This window comes from Haloferula sp. (genome assembly GCF_049672945.1).
Taxonomy (GTDB): Bacteria; Verrucomicrobiota; Verrucomicrobiia; order Verrucomicrobiales; family Akkermansiaceae; genus Haloferula.
On record NZ_JBATWY010000099.1, the window covers coordinates 1 to 14,897 of the forward strand.

The window sequence follows — 14,897 nt, forward strand, 5'->3', positions numbered from 1 at the left end:
GGTGGGGTGAGTTGTGGGGAGAAAGGAAGGGGATCTTCATCGGTTCAGGAACCTCGCGCCATCTCAGTTCCTGCTTGGCAGCTTCACTGCCTTCAGGGCGAGGAACATCGGGAACTCACGCGCTGCCCGGTGTTCGCCTTTGCTGCGCGAACCTCCGGCCTGCGATCGGCGGTGGCTGACGAGTTCTTCGCAGCGGGTCACCGCCAGTCCGGCACCGCCAATCGCATTCATCACCTCGGCCAGCGGTCGATGATAGAAACTGGTCGTCTCTCCCCCACCCTTGCCTGGATGAGTGATGATCGGGATTTCAAGATCGACGCCATAGCGATCAACGCGCCGGTACTGGAGCTTGCGCCCTTCATCCCAACCCCAGTGGGTCTGACGGGGAATTCGAAAGCAGGGATGCATGAAGATCGCGACGAACTCGCCACCGCTTTTCAAAGCCGCTGAAATATTCCGACACATTGCTGGTAGGTCCGGCACATCGTGGACGGCCATCAATGAAGCGACGGTATCAAAGGATCCGTCCGCCCAATCGACTTTCTCGCCACAAGCATCGTCGACCAGCACGCGGATCCTCGCCTCACCCTCGAAGCGTGAATTCGCCGAGGCAATCAACTGCGGGCTGGCATCGACACCGCGGATCTCCTTTGCCCCTGCATCGAGCAGCAAGGGGAAGAGCACTCCTTGCCCACAACAGAGATCGAGGATTCGCCGCCCCTTGAGATCCCCCAGCAGATCCATCGCCGCTGGCAGAACAACATGCTGATGGTAGTCCGATCCGTTCTTGCCGACGAGTTGGTCGTACCATGCCGCGACCTGGTCCCAACCCTGCTCCTTTTGGCCCGGCGGCTTCCTTGCGGGCGGCTTCCATCCACCTCTCCTCGCCACCTTTTTTTTGGGCGGGAAACGTCGTTTGCCACGGTTCGGATAGTCGTCCACGCCGCAAGCTCCCGCATTCCCCGACTCGCGGCAAGCCACAAGGCGGAATCCCCCATCACTCGACCCCGCGACGCCCCTCGAGCGCACGCGCCAAGGTCAGTGCGTCGGCATGCTCCAAGCCGCCACCGGCTGGTAGACCCTGGGCAATTCGGGTCACGGGACACTTCCCTCTCAACAGTCCGGCGAGGTAGTTGGAGGTCGCCTCGCCTTCGACATCGGCGCTCAAAGCCAGGATCACCTCCTCGATTTTTTCATCATCGATGCGCTTGAGCATCGACCCAATCCGCAGGTCGTCGGGCGTTACGTTGTCGAGCGGTGAAAGTTTTCCGCCCAAGCAGTGGTAGCGCCCCCGGAACACGCCGGAGCGCTCCATCGGCAACACATCCGTCGCCTGCTCGACGACGCAAAGCACGGCTTCGCGATTACTGTGATCGCAGACGGCGCAATGACCTTTGGTTGCGAAGAAGCCACAAACGTCACAGGCTTGAACTTCAGCTTTGGCGCGCAGCAATGACTGCGCCAGTTCCGCCGGATCGCCCTTCGGGTTCTGCAGCAGCCAGATCGCCATCCGCTCCGCACTTCGCGGACCCACTCCGGGCAGACGTTTCAATTCGTCAACCAGCGCACCGACCGTTTCAGGATATTCAATTCGTGCCATGAAATCATTCTGGTTCGCGATGACGCGTCGCGTAGATCGTCGAGCCCACCCCACCCCATAGCAAAGCAGCCAGCGGCACCGCCAGTGGCGCGGCATAGGAAACCAGCGCCAGTACCGGCAACCAGGAGAGAGTCAGCAGGATCGAGCTCAGCAACAGCACCGAGCGGCGCCAGCCCCCGGGAGCATGAAGCATCGCCTGGCAAAGCCCAAGAGTGGCAAGAACGGTCCAACACCAGACGACCGGGCCGCCCAACTTTCGGAATTCTCCCTCAAGACCGAAGGAAGACGATAGATTGGCAATCATCGCATCCACCCTGCCGCTGATCCCGGTCATGAACAGCACCGCCGCCACCAGCAGTGCCATCGCTGCAATCGCAAACGCCGCGGCTCCTAGATGGGGTTCTGGCTTTTCAGTGGGCTTACTCATCAATCAGCGGGAAACTAGGCTCCCTCCACGAGACGGACAAGAGTCGTGACTCGATTCTTCACGACTTGCTCTGCTTGGACAACCAGGCCACCAGATCCCGCAACTCGGCCAGTGTCATCAACGCCCCCATCGGCGGCATGGACGAAATCGCTTCGCTCATCTCGGTGATCTCGCTTCGGGGGATGCTCTTTCTCTCACCGGCGAGGTCCAAAACGATTGATTCCGGGCTTTCCTCGACCAACACCCCCCCGACCGAACTTCCATCCTTCAAGGTGGCTGCCACCATGCCGTATCCTGCGGCCACCCTGGCCGCGGGAGCAACCAGCGACTCGAGCAGGAAACGACGGTCTCCGCGTCCTGCCACCCCATCCAGAACCGGGCCGGCCTGCCCGTGTCCGGCGTCGTGGCAACGGGAACATTGAGCGGCGGGATGAGAACGGAACAATTTCGCCCCGCTTTCAGCATCCCCTCCGAACAGCGCCGGCTTCCAAGTCGCCAGAGGGTCGGTTGAGGCCTGCAGGCGAAGCTCGTATTCCGCCATAGCCTTTTTTACTTCCGGCTCCTGGCGCATCTTTGCCGCCTCTAACAGTTCAAGCGCATCCGCTGCTTCGCCTTCCGTTTCGGCGAGCTGTGCCAGGCGCGCCACGAAGAGCTCGGTCAAAGAACTCCCTTCGATCTTTCCCGCCAAGTTCCAAGCCTGCTGACGAAGCGCGACCTGATCGGACTCCAAGGCCTTTTCCAAGGCAGCTGCCGCTTGATTCGAATTTCCCTTCACCAGCGCACTCAGTGCATCCAAGGCCAGGACATCTCCCTGAGATTCCAATAGGGTTGAGAGCAGCGCGTCGAACTCGACATCTTCTTTTTGAAGCAGAAGGTCAAAAGCGGTCCGCCGTATCCCCGCCGGAAGCTTGCTGGCCATGATCAGGTCCCTGAGCTTTGCCTCTGGAATCTCCGAGGTGTCGAATGGGTATGCTTCGATCACCTTGAGGCCACCCTCCAGCAATTCCTCGTCGAGCGTCATCAGTTGCTCGATCTTTGAAACAAGAAGCTCACGGATCGGCGTGACATCGCGCGGCGGCAAGGGAGCCAGTCGGCCCAATGATTGATCCACTGGAGGAGGCTCGCTCCAGAGCGATAGCAAGCGCAGGGCTTCGCGGCGGGCTGCGATGGGCTTGTTGGAATCGAGCGCAAAATCCAGCACCCTTTCCAGATTTTCGAGATCTCCCAGACGGAACGCGCTGTGCAGGATCCGTCGCCACATCATCGGACTCCGCTCACGATCACCTTCCTGGGCAGCCAAGGCCGCCACCAGCGGGCGCACCTCCTCGATGCCTCGATCGTGAATCAACCGGATCGCTTCATCCGAGATCCGTGGATCTTCATCGATGATGAACTCACCCACCCGCTCATGCCCCATCCGGCCGAGGGTGATCGCCGCCGCCATTCGCACCGCCGGGCTCGGGTGATTCTTCAATGGCACCAACTGCATCGGCTGGGTCATCAATTCCAAGGCATGGACACCGGCGTGACGAAGATAGGGGTCCTTGTCATCGTTCTCCTCGAGCATCTTCAAAACGTAGCTGAATGAAGCGATGGCCTTGTTCTTCCCGGCGCTGATGGCGGCGAACATTCTCACCCGTGGCGACGCATCCAGCATCAAGCGACCGTAGTTCACCCGATTGGAGGAAATCCCCGCTTCACCGATGACCCTGATCGTCTGCGCCCTGACTTCCGGATCCTCATTTTCCAGAAGCGGCAAAAGCGCCAGAAACGCTTTCTGTTTGAGTGGTGTCCCCGGCAGGTCGACGAAGTCATCCGGATTTACCTTTGGCAGCGCCGCACTGCCGCGACGCGCAATCACGCCAAGGCCCCAGATTCCGTGCAGTTGGGCAAAACCCTCACCATCTTTTGCCGCCTTCTCCAGCACCGCGAAGCCATCGACCTGTCTTGTTAGAGCGAGCTGGGCGCGCAAGCGGACCCGCATGTCGTCGTGACCAAGCAAGCTCCCAAGCTCGGCCGCCGTCCGCTGGTCAAAGCCCTCCGCGATCAAGCGCGCTGTTTCGTTTGCCTCCTTCTGAAGGTAAGGTTTTTTCGCTGTGAGTTCGAAGACTCTTCCTGCTTCATGGGAGATCCAGCCTGAGACAAAGTCGGTAATGAGCACACGACCGTCCCAGCTGTATTCCACATCCGTGACACCGATGCTCCAGACGAAGGGACGGCCATCGATCAACTTCATGCCGGCACCCTCGGGTTCAAGCTTGAACGACCAGATTCCCGAGCGGGCCGCACCACCTCGGTAGTCGCAGACCAGAAAGCGGCCCACTTCGCTTTCCAGAAAACCTGTGCCTGGGTAGTAGGTCAAACCCGATGGACCCGAGGTCAGATTCGCCACTGGCGGCAGCAGCCAATAGGGCTGGTCATCATTCTGCGGCTCCCACATCCGCTCATTCATCCACGGGCTTGGAGGTGGCTCACTCAGGCCGATTTGAGCCGCGAAACTGAAGATGGTCTGATGCTCCATGCGCCAGCCGGAATCGCCACCTTCGACGACATGGACGATCCGCGCCTGATCTCCCTGATCCGAGTTATTATCGACCGTGATCGCATTCCCCCACGCATCGAATGCGATCTCCTTGGGATTCCTCAAACCGGTGTGGATGACCTCGAAGTTCGTTCCATCTGGCTCAAATCGGAAGATCGCTCCTTGATCGGGATACTCGTAGGTCTTGCCCTCATTCGTCTTCACGTTGAAGCCGCGGTCGCCGATCGTTCCGTAGATCCTTCCGTCCGGACCGAGCGCGAAGCCATTCAGATCGTGACCGGAAAAGGAAACCCTGACTCCAAAGCCCTCCTCAAGCGTCTCGCGAACCTCCGCCTTGCCATCTCCATCATTGTCGCGGAGAGCATAGATCTTCGGAATGTTTGCGAGGAAAATGGTGCCCTCGTAGGCAAAGACTCCGGCCGCCGTTCCATCGAGCTGGTCGTTGAAACCATCGGCAAAGACTTCGGACTTGGTGTAGCGACCATCCGCACCCTGATCACTCAATCGCCGAACCACTTCCGAGCGCTCGGTCATTGCCGCCAATGGTGCCTTTTCCCGCCACTTCTCATACATCGCCGCCCGATCCTCGACCGTCTGGCTGCCCATGTCATCGAGCAGCCAGTAGAGCCGGTCACGGTTGTCATCGACTCCGAAGCGAAAACGATGCGTTTCCGTGACGAAGATCGCGCCTGACTCATCGATCGTCAGAGCCGTGGGCGAGGTAATGCCCTCACCTTCATGGTCCGCCACCAGCCGCAAGCTCGTTCCCGGAGGAATCGTCACACCCGGTATGGCGTCGCTTGCAACCAGGCCCTTGACCACTGGCGGGGTATCCTTCCCGTTGCCATCCGCATACGGATCCCTCTCGGCTCCATAGGCCGACAGGCTGAGCAAGGTGGCGAGCATCGTTCGGCGCATCATTCCGCGGAAGCTAGCCATTTCATCCGCCATGACAACGCTCTGATCACCCCGATCTTGCCATCTGGCAGTCCGACTCCTGCAAATTACGCGTCCCGAATCACTTGCGGCGCTGCCCATGGCGCTCTAGAACCCCCGCGCCATGGCCGGGTTCTTCTCCTCGCTCTACAATAAAATCTCCAACAAAGCCGAGGTCGACTGGGACGAACTCGAAGCAGGCCTGATCGCTGCGGACCTCGGTCCCAAGCTCTCCATGGGGATCATCGACCAACTTCAGGACCTCGGTCGGCAAGTCACGGCTGAGGATGTCATCGACATCACCCGTGCCCGGATTTCCGAAGTCCTGCCCCCCGATTCGCCACCGCCCCTGCCGCTCTCCGGCGACAAGCCTTTCGTCTTTTTCGTCGTCGGGATCAATGGCGTCGGAAAAACCACCTCCTGCGCCAAGCTCGCCCACTGGCTGCAAGGCCGGGGAGCGCCGACCGTGCTCGCGGCGGCCGACACCTTTCGCGCCGCCGCCACCGAACAGCTTCAGCGCTGGGGCGAGCGGCTGGACATTCCAGTCGTCACCGGAGTGCCCAATGCCGACCCCTCCTCGGTCTGCTACACCGCCCACCAGAAGGCCATCAACGAAGGTGCCAAGTATCTCATCTGCGACACCGCCGGCCGCCTTCATACCCGTCACAACCTGATGGAGGAACTCGCGAAGATCCGCCGCACGCTCGGCAAACAGGACGAGCATGCCCCCCATCTCACCCTGCTCGTCGTCGACGCCACCACCGGATCGAACGCCATCCAGCAGGCGATCAAGTTTCACCAAGCATCGCCGCTCGATGGTTTGATCGTCACCAAAATGGACGGCTCTGGGAAAGGCGGCGTGGTGGTCTCGATCTACGATCAACTCAAGATCCCCGCCCGTTTCGTCGGGACCGGCGAAGAACCCGAGGCCTTTTCCTTGTTCAACAAGAAGAGCTTCATCGAAGAAATGCTTTGATCCCCCGCGCTCCCATCTCGATCACCGGATGCGGTGCCCTCAGCGGTTTGGGTCACGACCTTGCCGCTCATCGACTTGCCATCCAAGGTGAACCGACCTGCTTCCGAGCTCTGTCGGGAATGCCCGCTGCCCCAGTTGGTTTTGAAGCCCAGCACGCCAGCTGGATTGAACCCCGCTCCCTGCTCAATCATCGCAAGTGGTCGCCCATCAGTGCCGCCGCCGTCCACGTTGCCCGCGAAGCCCTCGAGTCCTCCGGCTGGTCTCTCGAAGAACGCAAGGACGCCGCGGTGTTCGCAGGCACCAGCCGTGGAGCCGTGGCCGGATGGATCGAACCCTGGCCCGAGCGGCGAGCCTTCGGTCTGATGGCTGCCAGCAACTCCCTCCCCAGTGAGCCCGCCTCCGCCGTTTCCTCCGAACTTGGAATCGATGGCCCTTGGCAAGTGCTTTCCAGCGGTTGCTGCGCCGGACTCGATGCCCTCGGCATGGCAGCCCTCTGGCTCGATGCCGGCCTCGCGCAGCGTGCCCTCGTCATCGCCGTCGATCTTCCCCTCGTCGGCCCCATCCTCGAAGCTTACAAGGCCACCGGCATTCTCTCATTCCGCAATCATTGCGATCCTCTTTCCATGGAAAGCGACGGCATGATTCCCGCCGAAGGGGCCGCTGCGCTCTGCCTGGAACGAAAGGATTCTCCCTCCGCGCCCAAGCTCGTCGGCTATCTCTCGGTTGGAGACTGTTCCGATCCCCTGGGTGGAGCGGACGATCATCCCTCGCTTCGCCGGATGATCCGAGAGGCTGCCGACGCCTTGGGAAATCCATGTCTGGTGATCCCCCACGCCAGCGGCACTCGAAGCCAGGCCATTTCAGAAACCAGCGCCATCAGAGCAACCCTCGGCGCGGACACCATCATGCTTCCCCTCAAAGCCTGGACCGGTCACACCGTCGGTGCCAGCGGTCTGCTTGAAACCGCCATCATCGCCTCCCAGCTCAACTGCCCGCAGGCCAGCCCATCCATTTTCCCGACATCACCTCCACCCGGATCAAGCCTCCTGAAAATTGCTTCGGCGATGGGTGGCAAACACTCACTTGTCGCCCTGCAGTCACCGTCATGAACGAACTCAGCATCGAAGTCTCCATCGATGACCAGCGACTCGAGGTCCTGCAGGATGGACGGACCATCCACACCTTCCCGGTCTCCACCGCCGCCAAAGGCGTCGGCTGCCAGTACGGCAGCTATCGTACCCCAACCGGTCGCTTTCGCATCGCTGAGAAGATTGGAGACGATGCCCCGACCCATACCATTTTCAAAGGCCGGGCGGAAAGCGGACGATGGGACGGTTGCCCATGCGACCACGATCTCGTCCTCACCCGGATCCTCTGGCTGGATGGCCTCGAACCATCAAATCAGAATACCAAGGACCGTTACATCTACATCCATGGCACCAATCATGAATCGAAGCTCGGAACCCCCGCCAGTTGGGGCTGCATCCGCATGGCCGCCGAAGATATCATACAACTTTCCCAACTTGTCGAACCCGGAACCCTCGTGACCATCCACCCACCCACCCAGAGGACAGCAAAGCTCATCTTCTTCGATTGCGACTCCACGCTTTCCACGATCGAAGGCATTGACGAACTCGGTCGCGCACGAGGACCTGAAGTCTTCGCCAAGGTTGAGGCACTGACCAACGCCGCCATGAACGGACAGATCCCGATCCAGGAAGTCTTCCCGAAACGCATGGAAATCATCCGCCCGGACCGCGTCCTATGCGACGCAATCGCGGACCTCTATGTGAAAACCATCACTCCGGGGACTGAATCCGTCATCGCCAAGCTCAAGCAAGCTGGCTGGACACCCGTGATTCTCTCAGGCGGCTTCGCCCCTCTCATCCTGCCTCTGGCGAAGCACCTCGGCATCGATCACGTCGAAGCCGTTCCTCTCTCGTTCGACGACGAGGGAAACTACACAGGATTTGATGCCGATTACCCGACCACCCGCAATGGCGGCAAGCCCGAGATCATCCGGGAATGGAAGGATGCCCTGCTTCCAGAACGCACCATCATGGTCGGAGATGGGATTTCGGACCTTGAATCACGATCAGAAACCGATCTTTTCGTCGGTTATGGAGGCGTCGTTTCGCGCGAGGCCGTCCAAGCAAAAGCTGACATATGGATAACCCATATGGGTGATCTCCTTGAAAGAATCGAGCTCTAGCCAACACCCTGCAAAAAGACTTGTTTGGCAGCTTTCCCGAATGGATTCAAAAATGCACCAAGATAAATAGTCTCGTGCAATTAAATGGAATCACGGGCACAAGATACCACTTGAACCCGCCGGAAACCCGACTTACACATCGGGTGTCATGAGCACCAAGAAGAAAGTTAACTCCGCCAAAGGCCGGAGATATACCCGGGCCGAAAAGGCCGACATCCTCGCCTACGTGGAGCAAGTCAACTCCCAGAAGGGCCGCGGCGGCCAAAGCGCGGCTTCGAAAAAATTTAAAATCTCCCCGCTGACGATTTCCAGTTGGATTCGCAGCGGTTACGGCGAATCTAGTGGGATTCCCGCCATGCCCGGAGTTGGCAGCAGCGGGCCGATCGGCAAGAAGCTGGCCAAGCTCCAGGCCCTGCACGACCAAATCACCCGCATGGAAAAGGAGCTTTCGAAAACGAAAGCCCAGTTCAACGCGCTGAAGAGTTCGCTCTAAATCGGCCTCTGGATCTCAACCACCCCCTTTTCGGACTACCCGAATTGGGGGTTTTTCGTAGCCCGGCATCATGCCTATTCGGACCTATTGACCGGAAGGGAAGAAGACCTCGGTCTCGATATCAAACCAAACCACCTCTTCGCCGCTAAACGCAAAACGCCCGAGGAATTTCTGGTCCCGAAGCATCAGGGGAATCCAGTGGATATCATCACTCCACATCTGATTGAAGGGAATATCGTGAAGCCGGAACCAAATCGGCTTCGCTTCGACGGTCTCCGTCGGAACCCCTTCGAAGTCACGCGCCAGATAGACGTGACAGAGAATATCAGGAACGTCGGACATCGCAAAATGGAGTTCGCCCACCTTGGTCGGCCTCAGGGCCGTGATCAGCAACTCTTCCTGAGTCTCCCGGATCGCGCACTGCAGTGGAGTTTCACCAGGATCGATCTTTCCTCCAGGGCCATTGATTTTTCCCGCGCCGAGCCCCCGCTTCTTCTCAATTAAAAGGATCTCCCCGTCCTTGATGATGAACATCAGCGTCGCATGCGTGTGACCCCGCCAACTGCCCCAGTCGATCGGTGAGTCTGCCTTGCTGGAGTCCATAAGTTCGTTGAATCAATTCTCCGCGTAGGCTTCGACACTGTCACAGGTGCAGACAAGATTGCGATCGCCGTGGACATTATCAATTCTGGCAACCGCAGGCCAGAACTTGTGCGTCCTCAACCAATGAAGCGGATAGGCTGCTTGCTCGCGGCTATAGGGATGATTCCAGTCATCGCCGCATACGGCCTCGGCGGGATGCGGCGCATTCTTCAGCACATTGTCCTTCGCATCCGCATCACCGGAGACCACATCCATGATCTCGCCATGGATGGAAATCAGCGAATCACAGAATCGATCCAACTCCGCCTTCGACTCCGACTCGGTCGGCTCGATCATCAGCGTCCCCGCCACCGGCCAACTCATCGTGGGTGAGTGATAGCCATAGTCCATCAGACGCTTGGCCACGTCCTCCACCGTGATGCCGCTCCGCTCAGCAAGCGGACGCAGATCAATGATGCATTCGTGCGCGACCAGCCCCTTGTTGCCGGTGTAGAGAATTGGGAAACAGGAAATCAGGCGCCGTGCCATGTAATTGGCGTTAAGTATCGCGACTTCGGTCGCTTCGGTCAGTCCCGGGCCACCCATCATGGCGATATACATCCATGAGATCGTATTGATCGAAGCACTGCCCCACGGAGCGGAACACACCGTTCCCTCTTGCGAATCCAGTTCGGCATGACCCGGCAGGAAGGGAACCAACTGCTCCGCCACACCGATCGGTCCGACGCCCGGCCCGCCACCCCCGTGAGGAATGCAGAAGGTCTTGTGAAGATTGAGGTGGCAGACGTCCGCACCAATCCGCCCGGGGCTTGTCAGTCCCACCTGCGCATTCATGTTGGCACCGTCCATGTAAACCTGCCCGCCCGCCTCATGGATCGCCTCGCAAATCTCAATAATCGTGTCCTCGAAAACGCCGTGCGTTGATGGATAAGTCACCATCAGTGCCGCAATCCTTTCACGATGTTCTTCGATCCGTGCCTTGAGGTCATCGACATCGATATTCCCCTGCTCATCGCAGCGAACGCCGACCACCCGCATCCCGGTCATCACCGCCGAGGCAGGATTGGTTCCATGGGCCGAAACGGGGATCAGACAGACATCCCGCTCAGTATCGCCGCGCGACAAGTGATAGCGTCGAATCGCCAGCAGCCCGGAATACTCACCTTGTGATCCGGCATTCGGCTGCAACGAGACGGCCGCAAATCCGGTAATCTCCGCGAGCCAACCCTCAAGTTGGCCAAGCATCTCCCGATAGCCCTCGCTTTGATCCGCAGGCGCGAAAGGATGCACGTTCGCCACTTCGTTCCAACTGAGCGGAATCATTTCCGAAGTCGCATTGAGCTTCATCGTGCACGAGCCCAGCGGAATCATCGATTCGTTCAGCGCGAGATCCTTCGACTCAAGACGCTTCATGTAGCGCAGCATCTCGGTTTCGGTGTGATACGAATTGAAGACCTTCTGCTGCAGAAACTTCGACGTCCGCGCCAGTGAGTCACTCCAAGCCGGACTCGACTCCCCTGCGGCCTTCTTCAGCGCCTCAATATCGGTCGTCGCCCCCAGTACCCCGGCGATGAAAACGAGATCTTCAAAGGTGCTCGTCTCGTCGAGGGCAATCCCCACCCTTGATGCATCGACCTGCCGAAGATTGAAACCCTTGGCCGCCGCCTCCGCGACCACCCGGGCCGCACCCTCGGTCTCGACCGTCAGTGTATCGAAAAAGGCGCCCGAGCAAATTTTCACGCCACCAGCGGCAAGAACCGCAGCCAGCGCCCCAGTTTTCCGATTCAGCTCTTGCGCGATCGCCTTCAGTCCCTGCGGACCGTGATAAACGGCATACATTGATGCCATCACCGCCAGCAGCACCTGCGCGGTGCAGATGTTCGAAGTCGCCTTGTCGCGGCGGATGTGCTGCTCACGCGTTTGCAGGGCGAGACGGAATCCAGGCCGGCCCCGGGCATCGACGGAAACTCCGATCAATCGCCCGGGGAGCTTGCGCTTGAGCTTGTCGGTGCAGGCCATGAAACCCGCATGCGGACCACCAAATCCCATGGGGACACCGAATCTCTGACTTGAGCCAATGCAAATGTCCGCACCGAATTCGCCGGGTGGCTTGAGCAAGGTCAGTGCCAGCAAATCAGAGGCGACGATCCCCGTTCCCTTCGCACCCTTCACCTTGGAAAAGAACTCCGCGAAATCGTCAACCCTCCCACAGGTGTCGGGATACTGCACGAGTGCCGCGAAAAACCCTTCGCATTCGGCAGGCTCGAACGAACGCCAGTCTCCGACCTCAACCGCGATCCCCAACGGTTCAGCCCGCGTTTTCACCACATCGATCGTCTGCGGGTGGCAGGCATCGGAAACAAACATCACCCGCCCCTTGGGCGCACCTGTTAGAGCGAGACTCATCGCTTCCGCCGCGGCAGTCCCTTCGTCGAGCAGCGAGGCATTCGCCACATCGAGACCGGTCAACTCCGTGACCAGCGTTTGAAAATTCAGCAGTGCTTCAAGACGACCCTGAGCGATCTCCGCCTGATAGGGAGTGTAAGCGGTGTACCAACCCGGGTTCTCCAGGATATTTCGCTGAATCACGGCAGGCACGTAGGTGCCGTAGTAGCCCTGCCCGATATAGGACTTCAGCACCCGGTTTTTTCCCATCACCGACTTCAGCCAGGCCAAGGCCTCGGGTTCCGAACGGGCTTCGGGCAAGTCCAAGGGCTTTTGGGAACGGATTCCGGCCGGAACGGCATCATCGATCAAAGCGGCCAGCGAATCGTAACCGATGGCCTCCAGCATTTCATCGAGATCGGAGCCCTTCGCTCCCAGGTGGCGGCTGCGAAAATCAGAGTGAACGGTCATCGTATTTGCAAAAAAACACTCAGCCAATCATCGCACTGTAAGCGGCGGCATCCATCAGCTTCTCAAGCTGGGATTCGTCCTTCACCTGGATCTTGAAGATCCAGCCCGAGCCATACGGATCAGTATTCACCAGCGCCGGATCCGCCTCCACCGTCTCGTTCACCTCCACCACCTCACCGGCAATCGGAGAGTAGATGTCACTGGCCGCCTTCACTGATTCCACCACCGCGGTGGGATCTCCGGCATCGACCTGCCGCCCCACTTCCGGGAGCTCGACAAAGACCACATCGGTGAGCTCTTCCTGCGCATGATCGGAGATCCCGATGGTCGCAATTCCGTCCTCAAAGCGGACCCATTCGTGAGAACTGGCGTAGCGGAGATCGTCTGGAGTATTCATCGTCTGAAAGGCTTATCCTTTGTTCGCTGTCGGTTTGTAAAACGGTTTCTTCACGACCTGCGCAGGAAAACGTCGGCCGCGAACGTCGATCCACACGGCAGTCCCCAATTTGGCGGACTCGACCGGCAAATAGGCCAAAGCAATCCCATTGCCGAGACTCGGAGAAAGCACGCCGCTGCCCAATTCTCCCAACTCCGTCCCGTCCTCCATGACAACCTTGTAGTGCGCCCTCGGAGGAGCCCCCTTCTCCAGATATTCGAGCGCCACCAGTCGCTGCTTCAGACCCTCTTGCTTCTGACGGGCCAGCACCTCGCGACCGACGAAATCGCCTTTCTCCAGATCCACGAAAAAGCCAAGGCCCGCTTCCAAAGGCGTCCTCTCGGGCGACAAATCACTGCCATTCAGGGGATAGCACATTTCCAGCCGCAGCGTATCGCGAGCGCCCAGACCACAAGGGGTGGCCCCAGCTGCGACAAAGGCCTCGAACATCCGCTCGCCCTCATGCGCCGGACAGAAAAACTCAAAGCCATCTTCTCCGGTGTAACCCGTGCGACAAACCACCTCATTTTCGGAAAGCTTCGCAATGCCATTCCTCGGTGGCAGCTCCTCGTCAGCAAACAGACGTGCGAAAACCGCCACCGAATCCGGCCCCTGAACCGCCATGCCTGCCCACTCGTCACTCTCATTCGCCAGTTCCACACCAGCCACCAGATGCCCCTGAAGCCACGCGAAGTCCTCATCGATCATCGAGGCATTCACCACCAAGAAGAACTCCTCGGCCGAGACACGATAGAGGATCAGGTCGTCGATGACCCCTCCCTTCTCGTTGAGCATCATCGTGTACTGACCCTGAGCATCGCCGAGACTTCCGACGTGATTGGTCAGCACTCCGTCGAGCCACTCGCCGGCAGCCACTCCCCGCACCACGAACTGCCCCATGTGCGAAATATCGAAGATCCCGGCCTTTTCCCGCACCGCCGAATGCTCACTGAGAATCGACGAATACATCACCGGCATGTTCCACCCAGCGAAAGGCACCATTCTCGCTCCCAGCCGCTCATGCAGCTCCTTTAACGGACTTTCCTGAGTTTCCCCTGACACGCAGCCACCTTGAGACGGCAATCCTCAACGTCAAGCCAAGGGGTAACGCTTTCAGCAGGCCGATGCCAGCCAGTCGACGTCCGCCCCCTCAAATCCGCCGCTCTGGATCCTGAAGACCCCTGAATTGCCGGTAGAGCACCTCCACCTTGGTCCTGGCCCACGGAGTTCTCCTCAGGAATTTCAAACTCGATGTGATGGAAGGCTCATGGCTGAAGCAGTTGATCCGGATTCGGAAGGAAAGATCCTCCCAGCCGTAGGCCTCAACCAGCTCGGTCAGCATCTTCTCAAGGGTAATGCCGTGAAGCGGATCTTGGCTCATCGCCATGGCTCATACAGGATCGCAGGCCATTGGCAAGACCGAGCCCCTCGCCCCGCGCCCGGGCTCAACACTAGACAAAGCCTCCCCGAGCGAGCACAAGCTCTCGTCATGAAGAAGTCCTTCCCGCTTACCGATCCGAAACATCAACCCGAACGAGTGGTCGCCTCCATCAAGAACGACGTCCGGAAATACGTGAAGCGCGAGCGCCGCAAGGAGCTTCCTGAAGGGGTTGATTTCTGGGACTTCGCCTGCAAGGTGGGAAAAGACGAGGCCACTCCTGAAGCCTGCCACCTCGAAGAAGTCGTCAAAGCCATCGATGCCGTCGCGAACTCCGGCGGCACCTCGGTTTACGTCGAGATCATTGCCACTCCTGGCGTCAGAAATCGACGCTAAAGCGAGGCGGTTTTCCCATTTCGAAGCTACCGTCGGACTGAT

14 protein-coding genes are annotated in these 14,897 nt (G+C 59.2%); 5 read left to right on the plus strand and 9 right to left on the minus strand.

Annotated elements, in window-relative coordinates:
* Positions 1-63: 63 nt before the first annotated feature.
* The 4 genes from WBG04_RS08810 to WBG04_RS08825 are packed head-to-tail and all read right to left on the minus strand — an operon-like array spanning position 64 to position 5,490.
* Positions 64-942 (minus strand): class I SAM-dependent methyltransferase, encoded by an 879-nt coding sequence (locus tag WBG04_RS08810; protein WP_424314040.1) that lies wholly within the window; start codon positions 940-942, stop codon positions 64-66.
* A 55-nt stretch (positions 943-997) separates the two neighbouring features.
* The gene (gene recR / locus WBG04_RS08815) at positions 998-1,600 is read right to left on the minus strand and encodes a recombination mediator RecR (RefSeq protein WP_424314041.1); all 603 of its coding nucleotides are present in this window, start codon (positions 1,598-1,600) and stop codon (positions 998-1,000) included.
* A gap of 4 nt (positions 1,601-1,604) precedes the next feature.
* A complete protein-coding gene (locus tag WBG04_RS08820; protein WP_424314042.1) occupies positions 1,605-2,027 on the minus strand; it encodes a hypothetical protein in 423 nt (140 codons plus the stop codon).
* A gap of 58 nt (positions 2,028-2,085) precedes the next feature.
* A complete protein-coding gene (locus WBG04_RS08825) occupies positions 2,086-5,490 on the minus strand; it encodes a DUF7133 domain-containing protein (RefSeq protein WP_424314043.1) in 3,405 nt (1,134 codons plus the stop codon).
* A gap of 139 nt (positions 5,491-5,629) precedes the next feature.
* Between WBG04_RS08825 and ftsY the strand changes: the two genes are divergently transcribed.
* The 4 genes from ftsY to WBG04_RS08845 all read left to right on the plus strand — a co-directional run bounded on the left by ftsY (position 5,630) and on the right by WBG04_RS08845 (position 9,186).
* Complete coding sequence (gene ftsY / locus WBG04_RS08830; protein ID WP_424314044.1) at positions 5,630-6,481, plus strand: signal recognition particle-docking protein FtsY; 852 nt, start codon at positions 5,630-5,632, stop codon at positions 6,479-6,481.
* A 119-nt stretch (positions 6,482-6,600) separates the two neighbouring features.
* Positions 6,601-7,590, plus strand: coding sequence for a beta-ketoacyl synthase N-terminal-like domain-containing protein (locus WBG04_RS08835; protein ID WP_424314045.1), 990 nt, complete (start codon positions 6,601-6,603; stop codon positions 7,588-7,590).
* A complete protein-coding gene (locus WBG04_RS08840) occupies positions 7,587-8,693 on the plus strand; it encodes an HAD-IB family phosphatase (RefSeq protein ID WP_424314046.1) in 1,107 nt (368 codons plus the stop codon). Before WBG04_RS08835 ends, WBG04_RS08840 begins: the two co-directional genes overlap by 4 nt.
* Before the next feature lie 148 nt (positions 8,694-8,841).
* A complete protein-coding gene (locus WBG04_RS08845; protein ID WP_424314047.1) occupies positions 8,842-9,186 on the plus strand; it encodes a hypothetical protein in 345 nt (114 codons plus the stop codon).
* Between the two features lie 84 nt (positions 9,187-9,270).
* Here WBG04_RS08845 and WBG04_RS08850 read toward each other — a convergent pair whose 3' ends face one another.
* The 5 genes from WBG04_RS08850 to WBG04_RS08870 form a co-directional block, all read right to left on the minus strand.
* Complete coding sequence (locus WBG04_RS08850; protein WP_424314048.1) at positions 9,271-9,789, minus strand: 8-oxo-dGTP diphosphatase; 519 nt, start codon at positions 9,787-9,789, stop codon at positions 9,271-9,273.
* A 12-nt stretch (positions 9,790-9,801) separates the two neighbouring features.
* Entirely contained in the window at positions 9,802-12,645 is a 2,844-nt protein-coding gene (gene gcvP, locus WBG04_RS08855) for an aminomethyl-transferring glycine dehydrogenase (RefSeq protein WP_424314049.1), read from the minus strand.
* A gap of 19 nt (positions 12,646-12,664) precedes the next feature.
* The gene (gene gcvH, locus WBG04_RS08860; RefSeq protein WP_424314050.1) at positions 12,665-13,042 is read right to left on the minus strand and encodes a glycine cleavage system protein GcvH; all 378 of its coding nucleotides are present in this window, start codon (positions 13,040-13,042) and stop codon (positions 12,665-12,667) included.
* A gap of 12 nt (positions 13,043-13,054) precedes the next feature.
* A complete protein-coding gene (gene gcvT, locus WBG04_RS08865; protein WP_424314051.1) occupies positions 13,055-14,143 on the minus strand; it encodes a glycine cleavage system aminomethyltransferase GcvT in 1,089 nt (362 codons plus the stop codon).
* Between the two features lie 88 nt (positions 14,144-14,231).
* Positions 14,232-14,468, minus strand: coding sequence for a VF530 family DNA-binding protein (locus WBG04_RS08870; RefSeq protein ID WP_424314052.1), 237 nt, complete (start codon positions 14,466-14,468; stop codon positions 14,232-14,234).
* Positions 14,469-14,570: 102 nt separating this feature from the next.
* Here WBG04_RS08870 and WBG04_RS08875 point away from each other — a divergent pair, with 102 nt between their 5' ends.
* Positions 14,571-14,855, plus strand: a complete 285-nt coding sequence (locus WBG04_RS08875) for a DUF6172 family protein (RefSeq protein ID WP_424314053.1) — start codon at positions 14,571-14,573, stop codon at positions 14,853-14,855.
* The last annotated feature ends 42 nt before the right edge of the window (positions 14,856-14,897 follow it).

Excerpts from the sequence above, each read along its gene's own strand:
- WBG04_RS08875 (WP_424314053.1), top strand. The coding sequence starts at position 14,571 with ATGAAGAAGTCCTTCCCGCTTACCGATCCGAAACATCAACCCGAACGA.
- gcvH (WP_424314050.1), bottom strand. The coding sequence starts at position 13,042 with ATGAATACTCCAGACGATCTCCGCTACGCCAGTTCTCACGAATGGGTC.
- WBG04_RS08870 (WP_424314052.1), bottom strand. The coding sequence starts at position 14,468 with ATGGCGATGAGCCAAGATCCGCTTCACGGCATTACCCTTGAGAAGATG.
- WBG04_RS08820 (WP_424314042.1), bottom strand. The coding sequence starts at position 2,027 with ATGAGTAAGCCCACTGAAAAGCCAGAACCCCATCTAGGAGCCGCGGCG.
- WBG04_RS08845 (WP_424314047.1), top strand. The coding sequence starts at position 8,842 with ATGAGCACCAAGAAGAAAGTTAACTCCGCCAAAGGCCGGAGATATACC.
- WBG04_RS08840 (WP_424314046.1), top strand. The coding sequence starts at position 7,587 with ATGAACGAACTCAGCATCGAAGTCTCCATCGATGACCAGCGACTCGAG.
- WBG04_RS08825 (WP_424314043.1), bottom strand. The coding sequence starts at position 5,490 with ATGATGCGCCGAACGATGCTCGCCACCTTGCTCAGCCTGTCGGCCTAT.
- gcvP (WP_424314049.1), bottom strand. The coding sequence starts at position 12,645 with ATGACCGTTCACTCTGATTTTCGCAGCCGCCACCTGGGAGCGAAGGGC.
- WBG04_RS08835 (WP_424314045.1), top strand. The coding sequence starts at position 6,601 with ATGCCCGCTGCCCCAGTTGGTTTTGAAGCCCAGCACGCCAGCTGGATT.
- ftsY (WP_424314044.1), top strand. The coding sequence starts at position 5,630 with ATGGCCGGGTTCTTCTCCTCGCTCTACAATAAAATCTCCAACAAAGCC.
- recR (WP_424314041.1), bottom strand. The coding sequence starts at position 1,600 with ATGGCACGAATTGAATATCCTGAAACGGTCGGTGCGCTGGTTGACGAA.
- WBG04_RS08850 (WP_424314048.1), bottom strand. The coding sequence starts at position 9,789 with ATGGACTCCAGCAAGGCAGACTCACCGATCGACTGGGGCAGTTGGCGG.